We start from the raw sequence: 18890 nt of genomic DNA on the forward strand, positions 1-18890 counted from the left end.
CTCATTAACCGAAGCCCACAGTGAATTATGCCGGTCTCTTACATGAGATACCTGTTTTCTGGAGAGCCGTATGCGGGAAAACCGCACGTACGGTTCGGAGGGAGGGGAGCCAGTAATGGATAACTCCCCTACCCCTATCATAATCATGGAACGCCGCCTCATGGAACGCCGCCTCATGGAACGCCGACGTCCCCGTCGGCGACAGCAGCGATAAACATCACACATCTACCAATTTCGTAACCATGCACAAATCTGTAAACCATGCACAAATCTGTGACCGATCCTGCGGACAGGAACCATCCTGCGGAAAAGAACCGACGGGGACGTCGGTAATTCCATAATCATGGAACGCCGCCTCATGGAACGCCGCCTCATGGAACGCCACCTCATGGAACGCCACCTCATGGAGCGCCGACGTCCCCGTCGGCGACAGCAGCGATCAACATGGCCGATCGGTAAAACATCCTGCGGACAGGAACCGACGGAGACGTCGGTAATTCCATAGGCGCATAGCCGAATCAGAGTTTGGCTTCCATAATCTCATGGAACGCCGACGTCCCCGTCGGCGACAGCAGCGATCAACATGGCCGATCGGTAAACCATCCTGCGGACAGGAACCGACGGGGACGTCGGTAATTCCATAGGCGCATAGCCGAATCAGAGTTTGGCTTCCATAATCTCATGGAACGCCGACGTCCTCGTCGGCGACAGCAGCGATCAACATGGCCGATCGGTAAACCATCCTGCGGACAGGAACCGACGGAGACGTCGGTAATTCCATAGGCGCATAGCCGAATCAGAATTCGGCTTCCATAATCTCATGGAACGCCATGCAAAAAGGCATTGGCATGTTTTGCTTGACACTGAGACAGTCCAATATTCACGTGCGCCAAAAGTATCAATTGGAGAACCAATGAACAAATCAAACCTAATGATAATCCTGTTTGCCCTGCTTGTTGTCATGCTTTCAGCGCAAAAAACCAGTTTCACCGAACCAAGGATCGAAAAGCGGGGCGAGTTTCACGTGATGGGACTGCAGCTCAAGGATTCTTTGGACGGGGCTAAGCTGACTCAATTATGGATAGATTATTACCGACTAAACGCCAAGATTCCTGAGCCTGTCTATGGAGTCGAATACGGCATCAAGTATTTTGGCAAGGATTTTGATCCCGCCACCATGAAAGGCTTTTACTATCTCGTGGGGTCTGAAGTGAAGTCCTTGGGAAAAACTCCCGAACCTCTGAATGCACACACCGTTCCTTCGGCAACCTATCTGGTCTTTGAACACCGAGGATCGATTGCGGATATCAATCACACCTACAGTCACATCTTCAATCATTGGTTTCCCAAAAGCAAATACAAGCCCGCTCCCCAGGATGTCTTCGAAAAGTACGATGCACGCTACAAGCTCGGTGCCGCAGATTCCTTGTTGGAGATCTGGGTGCCGATCAGTCTTTGATGTATTTCATTGAAGCCGGGCTGATGATCTCGTTATAGATACCATTCATTTCCGAATCGGTCAAAGTGCGTCTATACAAACCAACTTGGTCGATGAGTCCAAACATATACATATATTCGCTGACGCCCCCCGCTCCGAGATTGGGGATGTCCTTTCTACCGATTGAAAAGCCATGGGTACTTGGGATTGCGGGCAACGGCAGACTGGTAGTGGCAGTTCCTACCGGCAGACCGTTGATATAGGCTTTCAAAACTCCGTCGGCAAAAGTGAGCCCAAAGAAAATCCATTGATCCCGATTGTGGGGCCAACGTCCCAGGGGCGTGAAAGGAACCGAGACGGTCGCTTGTTGATAAGCGGTATTCACAGCCGAGAAATGGATGTTTCCACCACTGTACCATATCCCTCCGGTGGGTTTGTAGCAGAGATTTTGACCGGGATTGATTCCACTGGCTACATTTGTATCATAGGGATTCGAAGCCAGCCAGACGATGGTCGAAACAGATCTGCCTTCCCTGATCTTGGCAAATGAGATGAGCGAGAAATTGCTGCTCACAACCATGCTGGAATGACCTGCAAAATCTATCCAACCCCCGCCGGAGCCAAAGCTGGCACATTTCCATCCGTTCACTCCCTGTCCCATCGGGCGGGTGGTCACATCACCCCAAAACATACCATGATTGGCGTTTGGAGAAGTATCGATCACGTGGTTAAAGTTTGGTGAGGGGTTGAACTGGGGTTGATCCATCTCCAGGTAAAACGCGTTGGGTTTGCCGATCAGCGATGACATGGGGAAATTAAATGCTATCTCGGCCGGATAATAGATCTGAGCTCCATGCAAGTTTCCCCGAACATGAGTGATCGCCCGATACTGAGTTCCGCTGCCGGTGAAAATATACTGGATGCTGTCCAGCGTGCAGTTTCCGATCTGATAGTTTGTGAAACGCTGAGTCAGGTTTACGAGTGTTCCCGCCTGAGCCTGAATGCCCAAATCGACGCTGTTGCGCACTGCCGTTCGCAGCGCAAAATCGCTCACGCATTCGGATTCCTTCTCAATGAGTTGGATGATCTTCATCTGCGGCAGCTTCAAAATCCGGTTTTGCATCCTCAGCATGATGCCGCCATAGATGGTGCCCACCATCAGTGATATCAACAGAATTGCTCTGCCCATTTTATCCTCCCGCCAGGTAGGCATTCATGAAATAGCAACGCATTTGCAGCTTGGTATGCAGAGATTGCCTTCCCAAGGTTGGAGCGTTGTGCCGAAAGGTTAACCACAGATCGGCGGATCGCACCAGCGAAGGATCTGTGGTGATGGCGTCGTCTATATCATAGTATCGAAAGAAAAGCCGGTCCACCCAGAATATATAGCCCAGGTCGTTGAGCTGAGTACCGTTCTGGGTAACGATCAGCGCTTTTCCAAGGGGCGTGTCCACATTGGACAGAGTCAATACCAAGCGATTCTCAACTGTGCTGATCGTATTCCCCGCGTAGTCCCATTTGGTTTTGAATTCCAGCCGGTTCGTATCCGCGACAACGACGGTATTTTCCGGCAAAAAACCGATTCCCGCCAAGGCGACGATTCCGTTTAGCCGCGTCGAAGCCGTTCGCATGTGCTCCACCATGCCTGCCATGTAGATAGCGGAATTGGTGGTGTCGCTCAGTTGATACTGAAAGCTGAACATCATCAGGATCAGCATGCTGCCGATCACCATTGCCCCCAAGATGTCGATCAATATGCTCATCAGAGGCTCAGATGGGTCTTTGTATAGAGACGGCTCATGGTAAGCGGATGTCGCATGCCGGCAGAGGGAGAGACCAAAACCGAGACTCGGGTAAAAACATTCCCTTCGAAAGGTGTGCTTAGGGGCACGCCTGTCGAATCCGTCTGCACTGCGGAAATGGTCAATTGATAAGTCTCGCCCACGTGCGGCAGGTGACGCTGCCTCGTAGCGTTGTAGTTGCCAATGATCTGGTCAAAACTGATTCTCTTGGCAAACAGCTTTGCATCCACTTCATCCAGCACTTCGTGCGCCAGAATCGATGCCTGCACGAAGGAATTGGCATCATAGAGATTTTGTTTTTGTCTGAATGAGCTGTTGTTGTAAATTAGCGCCACGGAGGTGAAAAAAATCACTGCCAAAAGCACGCAGATCATCTCCATCAGATTCATCTATTCCTCCGCGGTGGCATAAAGCACCTCGCATATTGACGTTTGTCCATCGCGAACTCTCTGGATCCCCGAATCCCGCATGGAGAGCATGCCGTGCTTTTCGGCGATGCTCCGAATACACTCTTCGTCGATTTCATGCGAGGAGCGGATAATTTCGGCACGGATTTCCGAGTAGAAGTACAAGGCTTCGGCGATGTTTACTCTGCCGCGAAATCCGTCGTTGCAATATTGACAGCCCACCGGCATCAAGATTTTACCGGTTTCGAGCTCCTCGATACCAAAGCCCAGCTCCAACGCAGCAGGATACATTTCCCGGTTCACGGGTTTCTTGCAGCGGTCGCAAAGCTTGCGCACCAAGCGCTGGGCGATGATGATGTTGATGGAATATGCCAGCAAAAATGGTTCGATGCCCATCTTAAAAAGCCTGGTTATGGCAGAAGGGGCATCGTTGGTATGCAGGGTCGTGAGTGTCAAGTGTCCCGTGTTTGCCAGCTTGACAGCTATATCGGCGGTTATCCGGTCTCGAATCTCGCCCACCATCACTACATCTGGATCGTGGCGCAGGATCAGACGCATGGCTTCGTCAAAGCTCATACTGTATCCGATCTTTAGCTGCCTTGCGCCTTTGATGACATATTCCACCGGGTCTTCGCAAGTGAGGACGTTTATCGAGGGTTTGATGATGTTGTTCAGCGCCGCCATCAGAGTAGTGCTTTTACCGCAGCCGGTGGGCCCCGTCACGATCACAATTCCCTTGGAAGTATGGATGGATTTGATAAATTCCTGTTCGGCTTTGGGTTGAAAGCCCAGCAAACAAAAATCCGAGATCACTTTACGGTCGTCGATCACGCGGATGACGATGCTCTCAAATCTTCTTTCAAATTCCGGAGAAACAATGGGGAGGATCGAAATCCTAAACCGGATCAGATGCCCGTCTATCATACGTTGGGCATAGCCATCCTGTCCTTTGTCCCGTGCAAAGCGATCCACGCCCACGCTGCGGTCTTTGATCACTGCGGACAAAGCTTCGGGAGGGGTATTTTCCTGCCGGTGCCAAAGCTGCAGTTGTCCGTCTATCCTGAGGTACAATTCCACGGAAAACTTGCCGCTGGGTATCACATGGATGTCCGATGCGTCGCTACGGACCGCCGCTGCCAGCGCATTTTCAAACAGTTCCACCAGAAAGCTCTTGTTGATCGCTTCATCCACCGCCTGATCATCCACTTCCTCCAACATGTGGTTGCTCTCGATGATGGTCTGGGTGTCCCCGGATAGCATCTTCCTCAGTTCCGCCGTGGGATTCAGGCTTTTGAAGATCAGGCTCGTGATCGTAGAAAGGGGACACCAGCAAATATCGGTGGATTTAAAATCCGTTTGCAGCTCGATCTCGTGGAGCAGCGGATCGGATGTATTTGCCGTCAACACCTGCAAGAGTTCCTTGCGTTTTCCCACCAGCCGGTAGGGAACGATGTTGGATTGAAACAGCTTGTCCAAAAAGGCATGGTCGATCCGGTTGTGGATACAGATCATTTGGCAGAGCTGGGTGCAATCCATACTATCCACATCGACTTGCATTTCATCGAAAGCATAGTATTTTGCGAGTGCCTGATACACACGATCGTGTTCCATCCTGAATTCGTTGACCAAGATACTGGCAAGAGCATAGGGCGAATTGCCGCTGTGCCCTCCGACGCGAACCATCGCGTCCGCAATGATTCCCGGCTCAAACCTGAAAGTATCCTCAAGGTATTTGCCAAATCTGCCGATAGCGCTCATCACATACCTCAGAATCCGGGGGGGGGAGTGATAGTTGCGATCTCTGCTGAGATCAAGGTTAATAGCGAAATCACGACGGCGATAAACAGAGCCACCAGAGTCTGAATATACTCGATCAGATTGCCCAATTTGTAGGTGGTTTCGGCTTCATAGAATTTCGCTATCTGTTGTGCTGCCTGCAGCACATTGCCGGATTCCTGCCCGGTTCTGAGACGGGTGATCACAGTTCTGGTAAATACTCCCGATGCCTCCATCGCTTCCACGAAAGCTTCACCTTTTTCCAGCATCATGGGTATCGAGACCGTCTTGATCTGCCGTTCCATCCATGTATTTCTACAGGCTTCGGCAGAAATGCGAATGATGTCGATATTGTCCCCCGAGCCGGTATAGATTGTGGAAAAGACCCAAAAATAGATCTCGATTGACGATTTGTGGATCAAATGCCCGATCAACGGCAGACGAATGATGTGTTCGTCATACCATAACCTCCCCCGATCCGTTCGTTTCATAGCGATGAAACCACCGACGCAGCCACTGACCGCGATCAGAATGAACAAGCCATACATTTTTAGCCAGGTGCTGAGTTCCAGAGTCGCCTGAGTCATCGAAGGCAGGGGCATGTTGTAATTTAGAAAAAGCTCCGCGGTGGAGGGAAAGATCTCCTGAACATAATAACCCACCGCGCCTAAGGTCGCTAAAACGGCAAAGAAAGGAGAGATCATAGCTTTCCTGATGCTCTTGCGAATCTCCATATCCCGCTGCAGGAATTTGCCCGTGGCTTCGAAAACTTCGGCGATGTTTCCGCTGCGGGTAGCAATTCCCAGCATGTATGCAGGAAACTTGCCAAAGACGCCGGTGTGCATGTTGAAGACCTCTCTGCCCTCGCCTCCCGCTTTGAGCTGACTCTCGATCTGCAAAAGCGTTTCACGCATGGTGCGGTTGGTTTGTTCGTCCGCCAACATATCCAAAACGGCGCCAAAGCTCATTTTATCCTTGAGCATACTTGTGGAAAGCTGGATGAACATCATGACGTCCTGTATGCCCGGTTTGAAGTGCAAGTCGATGAGCACCGGTTTGATCTTAAAATTTGTATAGCCCAGCTTTCAGATTCCTGCTTTTCCAGCTTGGAATGCCATAGATAGCGTTCGATTTTTTACCGTAAAGAATCTTATCCTCTTTAAGTTTACCAACGATGCACTGCGGCATCAGTAGTCTTCTATGGGAAAGAGTGGGCAAACTTGAGCTAAAAAAATACCGGGATCCGGTAAAAAACCGAATCCCGGACAGCAAGTACCCTACAACGCTCTCAAGATCAACCGCCGGCAAGCCACCGGTATTTCCTGTCAACACGTTTCAAGATACGGACACCTACAAACCTCGCCTGCAGACCACACAGTTGATAGCCCTTTCCTTACGAAGTGTCGTTGCCTAATTACCTATTATAAAGCATGATTGAAGCCAAATGAGAGTATTGTGATAACATGCTGTCCGGTTGGCGTTTAGATAGTTTCAGCGCTTGGTGGACGTGGTAATATTTACCACATGACAATTTGCTGCCGGGGTTATTTACTTTTGACAGACATTCTTGATATTTGCCTATATCGTTGTATTTTTAGGCACTTGGATTGATTCTGCCTATCCTTCCCCGTGAGCATTACGGAGTCAATACGGACTTAGTCCGTAATGAGTCCGTATTGATTCCGTAATGCAAAGGGGGAAGATGGGGTGAATGGGTGCATGGGTGAATGGGTGAATGGGTGCATGGGTGAACGGATGAATGGGTGACCCGTCATTCCAGCGAAGGCTGGAATCCAGTCTTTGACTTAAAACTCCGCATGTAAAGGATTTAACGCTTTTACCACATGTCAACGGCGGAGTTTTGGGTTAAAGCGAAGTCTCTGTGGGGAATCGGAATTCCCCACCCCAATGGGAAGCGCTGGAGGTCAATCCGGCAGTAGGATACCCAGGGCGCGGATCTTTTTGAAGAGGTTGGATTTGTCGGTTTTGATCGCCACCGCGGTTTTGCTGATGTTATAGTCATTTATCTTGAGATACATTTCGATATACATCTTTTCAAAGTTGAGCATGGCTTTGCGAAGGGACTGAGATTCGCCGCAACCGTTGTCCATAAAAGTTTTATCGGGTGGTGTGGTGAAATTTACCACGTCAAGACTATCGTTTGTGGTAAAAATTACCACTCTTTCGAGGATATTTTTCAGCTCCCGTGAGTTTCCTTTCCATTCTTGCTCTATGAGCCAACCCAGAGCGGTGGGGCTGATCATTTTCGGGGAGATGTTATTGCGGTTGCAAAAATCGTTCACGAACACTGTGGCGAGGGCGGGGATATCCTCTTTGCGGTTTCTCAGGGGAGGAATGTGGATGTGAAGGGTGTTCAGACGATAGAACAGGTCTTCGCGGAATTCGTTAGCCGCTACCAGAGCTTCGATATCTTGGTTTGTGGCACTGATGATGCGGGTTTTGACTTGCTGAACGGTGCCGCCCACTTTTTGAATCTCGCCGGCGGAAATGACGCGCAACATCTTGGCTTGCAGGACAAAGGGCAATTCGCTGATCTCGTCCAGGAAGAAGGAGTTGTTGTGGGCAAATTCAAAATAGCCGCGATGTGCTTTTTCCGCTCCCGTGAAGGCTCCTTTTTCATAGCCAAAGAGTTCTGCTTCAAAGAGTTCCTTGGGCACGGAGGCGCAATTGATGCAAACCATGCTTCTTGCTCCGTGTTCGCTGAGACGATGGATGGCATGCGCCGCCAATTCTTTTCCCACACCGGTCTCGCCGGTGATCAGGACCGGGCAGTCATAACGGGCAGCTTTGATGATGCTTTCGAAGACATGGTTCATGGCAGCGGATACACCTACCATGCCGATGGCGGCTTTTTCCAATTGATGGATGCTTCTGGCGGCGAGGATGCGTTCGCTGAGGGTTTTCAACCTCAGGATCATGTGATCCGGTTCGATCGGTTTTTCGATGAAGTCGCTGGCGCCGTTCTTGATTGCCAATACGGCATCGGGTATGTGTCCTGAGCCGGATATCATCAGGATCACGATCTCCGGATACTCGGAATGCACCTTATCCAGGAGTGCAAAGCCGTCCCTGAGAGAGGGAAAACACATATCTAACATAATGACGTCTATTTTTGTATCGGTCAATATCTTATGAGCTTCATTCGTGCTATTTGCCACGGTCACTTCATAGTTTTCCTTGAGCAAAATAGGTTTTACCAGACGGCAAAAGATGAGATCGTCGTCAGCCAACAGAACGTGGATATTATTCACGGACACTTCCTTTCAGCCAGATAGATACGACCGTGCCGATTCCCTCTTCGCTGGAGATGCTCATCGATCCGCCCATGGAATCGATGATCTTTTGGGATTCGGGGATGCCGATGCCGGTGCCGGATTGATTGGTGGTAAAGAAGGGACGCCAGATTTCCTCCATGTATTTCTGGGGAATTCCGATTCCGCTGTCCTCGATCTCCACAAGGACGGTCAGAGCGCCCTTGGGACAGTCGTGCAGGGGAAATTCATTGATCGTGATATGCAGGATGCCGCCATCGGGCATGGCTTCCAGGGAATTGTTGATAAGATTGGTCAAGGCTTCCTCAAAGCGGATCGGTTCGATAAACGCTTCCAGCGAGTTTAGCTGCCAGTTTTTGATCAGTCGGACGTTTTCGGGAATATGGATGCGGGAGAGACAGTGTTCCACCGAGGGAATGATATCCTGCCGCTTCAGATCATAGTCCTTCAGCTCGGTGAAACGTTGGAAAGCGTGGGTGAAGACCCTGATCTTGTCGATCTCGTCCTTGATGATCTTGATGTATTCAGCGCTTTTGTCCTCGCCAGACTCGCCTTGCTGCAAAAGATTGAGCGCCAGGAGGACATTCGTGATATGGCGGCGGACATGATGAGAGAGGCGTCTGGCGATATCCGCCCAGAGGAGTTTGTCCTGAACCAGTTCCGAAATTTGCCGGAGCGGAATGAGCGTGATCATATAGCGTTTGCGCAAGCCGTATAGTTTGAAGATGGTTACCTTGTGTTCGAGTCTCTCCTCACCGAGTTTCATTTCCAGGTTTTTGGCGGATTCCGAACCATCGCAAAACTCCACCATCGCAGTATAGAGATCAGGCAGAGATTCACGCAAACTATTGATGTGCAGATGCTTGCCATGCGTTTCCTTGCCGCTGATCAGGTCGCGCACATATTGGTTGGCAAAACAGATGTGATTCTTTGTGGAAAGGAGGATCAAGCCCTGGCTGAGAGTGTTTGTCGCCAACATAAACATCCTGCGACGCCGGAAGTAGTGGATGAGCAGGGCAAGGATGATGAATCCAAACAAGATGCTGATAAATATGGCGTTTTTCTCGGCAAACCGATAGATAAGCAGGGGGAGCGGCAATAGTTTAAGACGATAATAATGCACTTCACGGGGGGAGACGATCGCGATCAATCGTTCCTTGGCAAACCCGTTTTTAACGATATGTGCGGAGACTTGATCGCTGTCCGGGAAAGGGTTTTTGATCTTGGCGACCAGGTTGATTTTGCTGTCCAATACGGCAAAATGGTTGTCTTCAGTCAGCAGGAGTATCTCTTTGTTTCCTTCCTGCGTGATGTCCTCCACCGCACAGATCACTTTGACGAAGTCCGTATAGCTGTGCTCGACCTTCTCCAAATTCTCGTTCAAAACCACCAAGCCGAAACCCTTGTCCACTAACAAAATCCTGCGGGTGTGGGCATTGTCCATTTCGTTCATGATCGGTGCCACGACGGTTCTTTCAAAGGTGGAAGGCTGCGCCCAGCTCTTGCTCTTTTTCAGCCTTTTCCCGTCCCAATGTTGGATGGAAACGGAATTGCGGATGTTTTCCGAGCCCCAGGTCGTGTTTACCACATAGATTTCCTTGATTCCGTCCTGATCGATATCCGCCGTGGTGAGATGGACTTGTCCGTATCCGTCAAATTCCTTTTGAGTGTAAAGGCGATTTCCTTTATTGTCCAAAACCATGATCCAACCGCTGGAGTCGTCCATGCCGTGTTTCACTTCCATGCTGTTTCTGAAAGCAAAGTTGGAGAGGATGAATTCCCTGTTGCCGTCGTTGTCAAAATCGTCGAACAAAACACTGTTGAACGAAGTGCTGGTATCAAAGCGCCACTTGATTCTGCCCGTTTCAAAATCGTAAACTACGAGACCGCGGGGATTTACGGTAAAGCCATCAATCATTCTGCATACGAGCTCCAGGCGTCCGTCGCCATCAATATCGGCGAGTATTTCAGGATAGACCATCGCTAACCATTCAAAGTTCGGGTTGCCCAAATGCCTGTCCGTTCGTAGGATGCTTTCAAACATCCTCTCCTCGCGCTGCAAGGGGATCTTCCATTGATACTGCGCCGCGGCGATGGTCACGCTGCGTTGGTCGTTGTAGGTGAAAAAAAGCCAGCGGGAGTCGTCTCTGGGATCGCTCAAAACCCTGAGCCCGCGAATCTTGGCACCAAGGTTGATCTGGGAAACCACTTTTCCGCATTGGTTCTGAACGCAGATGGCATAGAGGTTCATCGCCTGCGTGTCCGCAGTGATCAGAAAATCCTCTTCCGTGCCTTTCAAATCTCCAAAGATCCAGGATTTGACCGGTTCATCGATGCGATTTACCTCTTCCAACACCAGTTCGTGCGTGACGATCCTGCGGAATGGCTGGCATCCGAAGAGGACAATTAGCATGAAACAGAACGGAACGATCTTAAATCTTCGCAAGTGAACTCCAAGGAAAAATCTATTCTGGAACGTTTCCTACTATGCTTGTTAACTGTCAAGAAAAAAAGCACGCCTATGGAATTACCGACGTCCCCGTCGGTTCATGTCCGCAGGATCGGTTACAGATTTGTGGATGATTTACGAAATTAGCAGATGTGTCATGTTGATCGCTACTGTTGCCGACGGGATAAAGCTTCTTCGTGTTGCCGACGGGGACGTCGGCGTTCGTGCGCCTGTGGAATTACCGACGTCCCCGTCGGTTCATGTCCGCTGGATCGGTTACAGATTTGTGGATGATTTACGAAATTGGCAGATACCCCAAAAAAAAGCTTTACAGGATTTCGCTTTCCATATCTTTAGTGTTGGAATGGATAGGAGTGATAAGAAATTGATATTGTGCGTTGTTATGCAACGAAGTCTGAAGTGATGCTTGATCTCTTTCCGCTGAAATTGACTTTAAATCTATAAATAATAAGGTGTCTAAATGGAGAAGGAATGGGTAATACCAAAAACTCTATCCGCCGATGAAAAGGCGCGCATCAAAGAACTGAGCGATGGGTTAAAGTGTCCCAAGCTGATTTCAGAGCTCCTCTGGCGACGTGGTTTGAGAACTGAAGCTGAAATCCGGGCTTTCTTTGAGCCGCAGCTCGATCAACAATACGATCCCTTCCTCTTTCCCGAGATGGAAAAAGCGGTGCAGCGAGTCATCCGCGCGATCCAAAGCAAAGAGCACATCACCATTTATGGTGATTATGATGTGGATGGAACCACCTCCACGGCGCTTCTGCTGCTTGGCTTGAAACGGATCGGTGCTCAGATCGATTTCTATATCCCCCACCGCATGATCGATGGATATGGACTCTCGCTAAGCAGTCTCGATCAGCTCAAGGAAAACGGCACTTCGTTGATCCTGAGCGTGGATTGCGGCGTCAATGCTCTTGAGGAAATTGAAGCCATCAACGAAATGGGGATGGAGATCATCATCACCGATCACCACAATCCCAAGGAAGAGCTTCCCAAGGCGCTGGCGATTATCAATCCCAAATTGCCCGGCTGTCCCTATCCCTTTCCACATCTGGCGGGCGTGGGCGTGGCGCACAAACTTTTGATGGCGATCTATGAGCGAATGGGCATCAACACCAGCGAGAATTCGCTCAAATACATGGATCTCGTGGCGGTGGGCACGATCGCGGATATCGTTCCCCTGATCGATGAAAACCGCATCTTCGCCTCAATCGGGTTGCAGCATCTGATCGCAAAGAAAAACCTTGGTTTAAACGCCCTGATCCAGCTTGCGGGATTGAATCATAAGACCTTGGACACCACGGACATCGTCTTTGGCATCGCTCCCAGGATCAATGCCGCCGGACGCATGGGAAGCGCCTCCACCGCCGTGGAACTTCTCATTTCCTGCGATGAAGCGCAAAGCATGGAACTGGCTGAAATCATTGAAAGACAAAACTCTCTGCGCCAGCAGGAAGACCAAAAAACCTTCCTCGAGGCTTGCGACATCATCGAAAAGAAATATAAGGACATGAACAGCACCTCCTGCATGGTCATTTCTTCGGACGACTGGCATCCAGGCGTGATCGGTATTGTGGCATCCAAGCTCGTGGAAAAATACTATCGCCCCGTGATCATGATCTCCTTCAAGGAAGGTTTTGGCTGTGGCTCCGGACGCAGCGTTGCGGATTTTGACCTCTTTTCCGCACTTAAACACACCCAGCACAATCTACACAGCTTCGGAGGACACAAATATGCCGTGGGCTTGACCATCTATCAGGAGTATATCGACCGCTTCGAGATCGATCTCACTCGCTACGTTTCTGAGAATCTCAAACTTGAGCAGATCAAACCGCCGCTCGTAATTGACTATGAAATAGAAATATATGACATCAGCGAGTTCTTGCTGGATTGGATGGAACGCTTCGCTCCCTACGGACCGGAAAACAACCGCCCCGTTTTCCTCACCACCAACGTCTGTGTGGCAAATTATCCCTACAACGTTGGGCGCAACCATCTCAAACTGAAGGTGGTCAAAGACGGCGTCACGCTTGATTTGATCGGCTACAACCTCGGTGACTATCTCACTCTGATCAAAAAGAACAGCATTCTGGACATCGCCTACACACTCGAATATAACCGTTTTGGCAATAAAACCACGATCCAGGGCAAGCTGCGGGACATTCACTATCGGAGAGCAGTCAAATGAAACCTGCCGGTCTGTTTGTCCTGATCATGGCGATCCTGCTATCCGCTTGCGCAACGGGAAGATTTTCCGCGGGAAGGGACATATCCTCCATCGCTGAAATCATGACTCAGGATAGCCCCGGCAACAACGACAAGGCACTCTATGAACCGCGCACAGGCACGCTTTTCGTGCTGCAGCGCGAGACCCACGAGATCCACATTTATAGGGAAAACATCCGCATCAACAGCATCGGCGGATTGGGCTTTGAGCGCATCAACTTCCAGCGTCTCAGCGATATAGCTTTGGATTCAGAGGGCAGTCTGCTGGTTTTGGATACCATGCACCGCCGGATCAAGAAATTCACCCCAGAAGGGAAATACATCAGCGAGATCGCATTATCCGAAACCCAGCAACCGGAGTATTTCTGCCCCGGCGGAGAACAAAACATCTTCGTCTATGATGCCGCCATGCAGGAAATCATTTGTTATTCTTTGTTCGACGCCTCAGTGCTTTATCGCTTTGGCAAGTTCCAGCTTTCGCGCGTGTCTGCGCTTTCTTGCGGAAGAGATTATATTGTGGCGTATTGCGTCTCGGAGAATGACAGCCAGGTGTTTTTCACCCTTGGGCAATTTAAACAGAGCCAGTCGGGACAGCTTGTCTATGATTCGTTCAACAATCCGCTTTCAATGGAAAAGCTTAAAGACACAGCCACTTACAGCTCACTATTGCGGATCTCCGAAACCCAAACGCCGATACCTTTAATGCAGAGCAGCGGAGCCATGTCCCTCTACCGCGAATATCTCTCTATCCCCTTTGAGGGCTACGTAAAAGTCTATCAGCTCCGCTATGAAAGGAATATCCAATGAAGCTAAAAAACATGCTGCTTTTGCTGCTTGGCGTGGTGATGCTCTCGCTGTCCAGGTTGCCTTTGCATCTCGGCTGGCTGGCTTTTGTAGGTTGGATCCCTCTGCTGGCGATCTTTGAAAGCGGATGCACTTCTGCCCGCAGACTGCTGCAGATGTCTTTCATCTTTTCGCTGATCTATCTCGGAGTCGTGTTCTATTGGGTTGGCAGCGTCACTATTGGCGGGTTGATCGGCCTCATTATTCTCTATGCCGGGTTTTATTTTATCGTTTTCTATATGATCCAGCGGGTGTTTCTCGTGGTTCCGCGCTGGCGCTACGTAGCTTTTGTGTGTGGAATCCTGAGCTTCGAGTTTTTGCAAAACTTCGGTGAGAACCGTTTTCCGTGGTTCAACACCGCCTATTCGCTTGCGGACTATACCGTTTTGATCCAGATTGCCGATCTCGGTGGCGTGCTTGGGATCTCCCTGCTCATCTTATTGGTCAATCTCGGGCTCTACCGCCTTTTAAGGCGGAAGGGCTGGAGCATCCTTGCGGTTGTCCTGATTTTCGTGTCCTGGGTGGGCTATGGAGTCTTCAGGATGAACAGCATTAAAATGGGACGGATCGATGCCGGCATTCAGGTGATGCAGCCATCTATCCCTCAGGAAGATAAGTGGGACGAAGATCAATATCAGATGATCCTGAAACGCTATCATGAGCTCACTTTCGCTGCCGCGGAGGATGGTGCAAAACTGGTCATCTGGCCCGAAGCCGCCATGCCGGTTTATCTGACGCACGATTATTCACGCTTGAATGATCTCTACGAAATCATCGAAAGCGCCAATGTCGATGTCTTCACCGGCTTTCCGGATTACGCACCCGCGCCGCCAAGCCACTTTGCCGATAAGTATTATTACAACGCTGCTACGCTTTTCAAGCCCAAACGTCCGCCGGATAAGATCTATCACAAAAACATTCTTGTTCCCATCGGTGAACGCATGATCTGGCTGGCATATTTTCCCTTCCTCTCCAAACTACAGTTCGGTCAGGCAAACTGGGAGTTCGGCACCGAGCTATGTTATTATCAAAGCGGGGACTATATCTTTTCTCCCTCGATCTGCTATGAGACCGCGTTTGCAGGAATCAACCACCGCATGGCAATCCGCAAGGAAGCAGGGCGTCTGATAAAAAGCGATTATCTGGTCAATATCACCAATGACGCCTGGTTCGGAACTTCCTACGGTCCCTGGCTACACGCGATGATGATGAAATTCCGCGCCGTGGAAAACCGCATCCAAATCTACCGCAGCGCCAATACCGGCATCTCGATAATCATTGATCCTTTGGGCAGAGTCATCGCGAGAGCGGATCTCTTTGAAATAAAGAACATTAGCGCTGACCTTTACAGAACTCCGACGATTCCCATCATCCGTCGTATCCATCCCTATCCCTGGCTCTTTGTGATCCTGACGCTGTTGCTTTTTGGCGCGTCGCTATTTAAAAGGACGCCGGATCGGAAAGTGAGGCTTTGATGAAAAAACACTTTTACACTATCGGCGAAGTGAGCAATCTCCTTGATCTGAGACCCTCCGTGATCCGTTTCTGGGAAACCGAATTCAGCTTTATCCGTCCGAGACGCGAAGAACGGCGCATCCGAAAATATGACGAGCCGACCATCCAGATGCTCAAGCGGATCAAGGATATGCTCTATAATCAACGCTTTACGATCGAAGGTGCGAGGCAGAAACTCAAAGCTGAGCGCCGCAGTGCGCGTAAAGGCGAACCCGTTTCCGAGACCATCGAATCCCCCGTGCCAAAACAAACAGCCCCAATCGCGGATAATACTGCCAAACAACTGCTTGGCGAACTGCGGGAAAAACTCCTGTCCATTAAAATCCAATGCGAACAATTGAAAAGGAACACATAGATGAACTTCGCTGATATCATCATCACCCTGCAACAATATTGGGCAAAGCAAGGCTGCAACTTGGTTCAGCCCTATGACATCGAAATGGGAGCCGGCACCTTTCATCCGGCAACCTTCTTTGGCGCCCTGGGCTCGAAACCGGTTTCCATCGCCTATCCGCAAGCCTGCCGTCGTCCAAAAGACGGACGTTATGGCGAAAATCCCAATCGCCTGCAACACTATTATCAGTTTCAAGTGATCATCAAACCCTGTCCCGAAGACATCCAAAACCTATATCTGAAAAGCCTTTCCGCCATCGGAGTGGAGATCGAAAAACACGACATCCGCTTCGTTGAGGATGATTGGGAATCCCCCACATTGGGCGCCTGGGGACTGGGTTGGGAAGTGTGGCTGGACGGCATGGAGATCAGTCAATTTACATATTTTCAACAGGTTGCGGGGATGAATCTCTTCCCGGTGAGCGTGGAACTGACCTACGGTCTCGAACGCCTGGCGATGTATATTCAGGATATCGACGACTATCGCGATCTGAAGTGGAACGACAATACCCGCTATGGCGAACTCTTTTTCAACCGGGAAGTGGAGTTTTCAGACTATAACTTCAACGCTGCGGACACCGCTCTGCTCTTTGATCTCTTCTCTGATTACCAAAAGGAATGCGTCGCGCTGCTGAAAAAAAGGCTCGTCTATCCCGCTTACGACAGTCTGCTACGCTGTTCCCACACCTTCAATCTGTTGGACGCCCGCGGTGTGATCAGCGTCACCGAACGCGCCGCCTATATCGCCAAGATCCGTAATCTGGCACGCGAAACGGCAGAGGCCTATCTGGAAAAATATGAAAACGCCGCCAAGGAGACACCATGAAGAAACACGCTTATGAAAATATCATGAACCCCCTTTCCGCCCTCGAGTCACAGCTTCTGCAAGTGCCTGTCCGCAAAGGATATGACGGAATCGAACACGCAGTTCTCATCTTTGAGGAGGATCCGCAGAACTTCTTTGAAGCGCTGGCTCCGGTGGTGCGTTTTATCCAAAAAAACCACCTTGGAGAACCACTGATCATCAACCGTCTCTTTATCGAAACCTCTTTGGATTCCTATCCGCTGGAGTTTATCGATATCTGTTCAAGCTATCGCAACCTCTTTGCCAAAAAGGACATGTTAGCGGATCTGCGCTTTGCCAAGATGGACGTCCGCCTGCAGATGGAACGCGAACTCAAAGGCAACTGGTTGCTCACGCGCCAGGCGGTGCTTGAACATCCCAAGCGGATCAGACGCATAAAAGAGGTCATAAACATGTCACGTTTCGCGCTCTACCCCGTTGTGAAAGGCTTTTTTGCACTTACGGACAAGACGGTTCCCAAGGATCTGGAAAGCGCGATCGCCCCCGCCGCGCAGATTTGCGGAATCGATCTCGAATTCCTGAGAGCGCGGGTTAAGGACCTCCAGGACGTCTATGCCTACCTCCGGATGTTGGAGAATCTGATGATCCGCGTGCAGAGTTGGGAGCTGTGATCCGCAGCAGCTATATCTTTGATAATGACAAAGTTCCAGCTCTGGCATTAGCTATACACAGCGGGCATCACCTGCCGGAGGAATTGCTCAGTATAAGCGGAATCGGCAAAGCTGAGCGTTTCCGGGAAGAGGATCCTTATACAGACCGGATCGCGGAGCTTTTTCCAAATCGCATCCTTCCGCGCAGCAGCAGATTCGCAGTAGATCTTAACCGCGTGCGGGACAAGGCTATATACATTGTACCGGAAGATTGCTGGGGTCTGAAAGTGCGCAGGACTCCCATCCCGGATGACGTTCTATTAAAACTGCAAATTGATTATGACGATTGGTATAAACTCCTTAAATATCAAATAGATCGGCTGCTGGCGATCCATCCATTTCTCTTGGTGCTCGATCTGCACAGCTTCAATCACCGCCGCGGAGGAAAAGACGCTCCTCCCGATCCCCAAATCAAAAACCCGGATATCATCATCGGACGCAGCAACTTGGATCACAAGCACTATCCAGCAGCGCAAAGCCTTTGCGATCTTTTGAGCTCAGCCTCCTTTCAAGGTGGAACGATCGATTGCCGCTCAGATGTCAAATTCACCGGCGGGTATCTTTCCCGTTGGCTGAATCATCACTATTCGGATCGCCTCATCTGTCTTGCGATCGAGTTTAAGAAGATCTTCATGGATGAATGGAGCGGGGAATTGTTTGCTCCCGCTTTCGAGGAGCTGAAGTCTCTGTTTTTCCATGCAGTGCGGCGCTGGTTGAAAGAAACATATCAGATCGTTCTCATGGAACGCCTCCTCATGGAACGCCGACGTCCCCGTCGGCAACCGTAGCGATGAACCTGACACATCCACCAATTTTGTAACCAATCCACAATTCTCTAAACCATCCACAAATCTGTAATCGATCCACAAATCTGTAAACCGATCCCGCGAACAAGAACCGACGGGGACGTCGGTAATTCCATAATCATGGAACGCCGACGTCCCCGTCGGCGACAGTAGCGATGAACCTGACACATCCACCAATTTTGTAACCAATCCACAATTCTCTAAACCATCCACAAATCTGTAATCGATCCACAAATCTGTAAACCGATCCACAATTCTCTAAACCATCCACAATTCTCTAAACCATCCACAATTCTGTAAACCGATCCACAATTCTGTAATCGATCCACAATTCTGTAACCGATCCCGCGAACAAGAACCGACGGGGACGTCGGTAATTCCATAATCATGGAACGGAAAATATCCG

The 18890-nt window shown here is 50.1% G+C and carries 15 protein-coding genes; 8 read left to right on the top strand and 7 right to left on the bottom strand.

What is annotated here, in order from left to right:
* Positions 1 to 913: 913 nt before the first annotated feature.
* The gene (locus tag Q8M98_04325; GenBank protein MDP3113985.1) at positions 914 to 1459 is read left to right on the top strand and encodes a GyrI-like domain-containing protein; all 546 of its coding nucleotides are present in this window, start codon (positions 914 to 916) and stop codon (positions 1457 to 1459) included.
* Here Q8M98_04325 and Q8M98_04330 read toward each other — a convergent pair.
* The 7 genes from Q8M98_04330 to Q8M98_04360 all read right to left on the bottom strand — a co-directional run bounded on the left by Q8M98_04330 (position 1449) and on the right by Q8M98_04360 (position 11162).
* On the bottom strand, positions 1449 to 2627 hold the full coding sequence (locus tag Q8M98_04330; GenBank protein MDP3113986.1) for a LamG-like jellyroll fold domain-containing protein: 1179 nt from the start codon (positions 2625 to 2627) through the stop codon (positions 1449 to 1451). The genes Q8M98_04325 and Q8M98_04330 overlap by 11 nt on opposite strands.
* 1 nt (position 2628) lies before the next feature.
* The gene (locus Q8M98_04335) at positions 2629 to 3201 is read right to left on the bottom strand and encodes a hypothetical protein (GenBank protein MDP3113987.1); all 573 of its coding nucleotides are present in this window, start codon (positions 3199 to 3201) and stop codon (positions 2629 to 2631) included.
* Entirely contained in the window at positions 3201 to 3629 is a 429-nt protein-coding gene (locus Q8M98_04340; GenBank protein MDP3113988.1) for a hypothetical protein, read from the bottom strand. The genes Q8M98_04335 and Q8M98_04340 overlap by 1 nt, the downstream gene beginning before the upstream one ends.
* Positions 3630 to 5405 (bottom strand): GspE/PulE family protein, encoded by a 1776-nt coding sequence (locus Q8M98_04345; GenBank protein MDP3113989.1) that lies wholly within the window; start codon positions 5403 to 5405, stop codon positions 3630 to 3632. It abuts the gene before it with no gap.
* Positions 5406 to 5413: 8 nt separating this feature from the next.
* Complete coding sequence (locus Q8M98_04350) at positions 5414 to 6475, bottom strand: type II secretion system F family protein (protein MDP3113990.1); 1062 nt, start codon at positions 6473 to 6475, stop codon at positions 5414 to 5416.
* A gap of 873 nt (positions 6476 to 7348) precedes the next feature.
* Positions 7349 to 8695 carry a sigma-54 dependent transcriptional regulator gene (locus Q8M98_04355; GenBank protein ID MDP3113991.1) on the bottom strand — a complete coding sequence of 449 codons (1347 nt, stop codon included), beginning with the start codon at positions 8693 to 8695 and terminating at the stop codon, positions 7349 to 7351.
* Positions 8688 to 11162, bottom strand: a complete 2475-nt coding sequence (locus Q8M98_04360; GenBank protein ID MDP3113992.1) for an ATP-binding protein — start codon at positions 11160 to 11162, stop codon at positions 8688 to 8690. Before Q8M98_04360 ends, Q8M98_04355 begins: the two co-directional genes overlap by 8 nt.
* 484 nt (positions 11163 to 11646) lie before the next feature.
* Between Q8M98_04360 and recJ the strand changes: the two genes are divergently transcribed.
* The 7 genes from recJ to Q8M98_04395 are packed head-to-tail and all read left to right on the top strand — an operon-like array spanning position 11647 to position 18466.
* On the top strand, positions 11647 to 13374 hold the full coding sequence (gene recJ / locus Q8M98_04365; protein MDP3113993.1) for a single-stranded-DNA-specific exonuclease RecJ: 1728 nt from the start codon (positions 11647 to 11649) through the stop codon (positions 13372 to 13374).
* A complete protein-coding gene (locus tag Q8M98_04370) occupies positions 13371 to 14219 on the top strand; it encodes a hypothetical protein (protein ID MDP3113994.1) in 849 nt (282 codons plus the stop codon). The genes recJ and Q8M98_04370 overlap by 4 nt, the downstream gene beginning before the upstream one ends.
* A complete protein-coding gene (gene lnt / locus Q8M98_04375) occupies positions 14216 to 15730 on the top strand; it encodes an apolipoprotein N-acyltransferase (protein ID MDP3113995.1) in 1515 nt (504 codons plus the stop codon). The genes Q8M98_04370 and lnt overlap by 4 nt, the downstream gene beginning before the upstream one ends.
* On the top strand, positions 15730 to 16125 hold the full coding sequence (locus Q8M98_04380; protein ID MDP3113996.1) for a MerR family transcriptional regulator: 396 nt from the start codon (positions 15730 to 15732) through the stop codon (positions 16123 to 16125). The genes lnt and Q8M98_04380 overlap by 1 nt, the downstream gene beginning before the upstream one ends.
* Entirely contained in the window at positions 16126 to 16989 is an 864-nt protein-coding gene (locus Q8M98_04385) for a glycine--tRNA ligase subunit alpha (protein MDP3113997.1), read from the top strand. It abuts the gene before it with no gap.
* Positions 16986 to 17639, top strand: coding sequence for a hypothetical protein (locus Q8M98_04390; GenBank protein ID MDP3113998.1), 654 nt, complete (start codon positions 16986 to 16988; stop codon positions 17637 to 17639). Before Q8M98_04385 ends, Q8M98_04390 begins: the two co-directional genes overlap by 4 nt.
* Positions 17636 to 18466: an N-formylglutamate amidohydrolase gene (locus Q8M98_04395; GenBank protein MDP3113999.1), complete on the top strand. Its 831-nt coding sequence runs from the start codon at positions 17636 to 17638 to the stop codon at positions 18464 to 18466. Before Q8M98_04390 ends, Q8M98_04395 begins: the two co-directional genes overlap by 4 nt.
* Positions 18467 to 18890 lie beyond the last annotated feature (424 nt).

The sequence above is a fragment of the Candidatus Cloacimonadaceae bacterium genome (genome assembly GCA_030693415.1).
Taxonomy (GTDB): Bacteria; Cloacimonadota; Cloacimonadia; order Cloacimonadales; family Cloacimonadaceae; genus JAUYAR01.

Bases quoted from the DNA above. Each gene is read 5' to 3' on its own strand.
- Q8M98_04335 (MDP3113987.1), bottom strand. From the start codon at position 3,201: ATGAGCATATTGATCGACATCTTGGGGGCAATGGTGATCGGCAGCATG.
- lnt (MDP3113995.1), top strand. From the start codon at position 14,216: ATGAAGCTAAAAAACATGCTGCTTTTGCTGCTTGGCGTGGTGATGCTC.
- Q8M98_04325 (MDP3113985.1), top strand. From the start codon at position 914: ATGAACAAATCAAACCTAATGATAATCCTGTTTGCCCTGCTTGTTGTC.
- Q8M98_04330 (MDP3113986.1), bottom strand. From the start codon at position 2,627: ATGGGCAGAGCAATTCTGTTGATATCACTGATGGTGGGCACCATCTAT.
- Q8M98_04380 (MDP3113996.1), top strand. From the start codon at position 15,730: ATGAAAAAACACTTTTACACTATCGGCGAAGTGAGCAATCTCCTTGAT.
- recJ (MDP3113993.1), top strand. From the start codon at position 11,647: ATGGAGAAGGAATGGGTAATACCAAAAACTCTATCCGCCGATGAAAAG.
- Q8M98_04340 (MDP3113988.1), bottom strand. From the start codon at position 3,629: ATGAATCTGATGGAGATGATCTGCGTGCTTTTGGCAGTGATTTTTTTC.
- Q8M98_04370 (MDP3113994.1), top strand. From the start codon at position 13,371: ATGAAACCTGCCGGTCTGTTTGTCCTGATCATGGCGATCCTGCTATCC.
- Q8M98_04390 (MDP3113998.1), top strand. From the start codon at position 16,986: ATGAAGAAACACGCTTATGAAAATATCATGAACCCCCTTTCCGCCCTC.
- Q8M98_04385 (MDP3113997.1), top strand. From the start codon at position 16,126: ATGAACTTCGCTGATATCATCATCACCCTGCAACAATATTGGGCAAAG.
- Q8M98_04345 (MDP3113989.1), bottom strand. From the start codon at position 5,405: ATGAGCGCTATCGGCAGATTTGGCAAATACCTTGAGGATACTTTCAGG.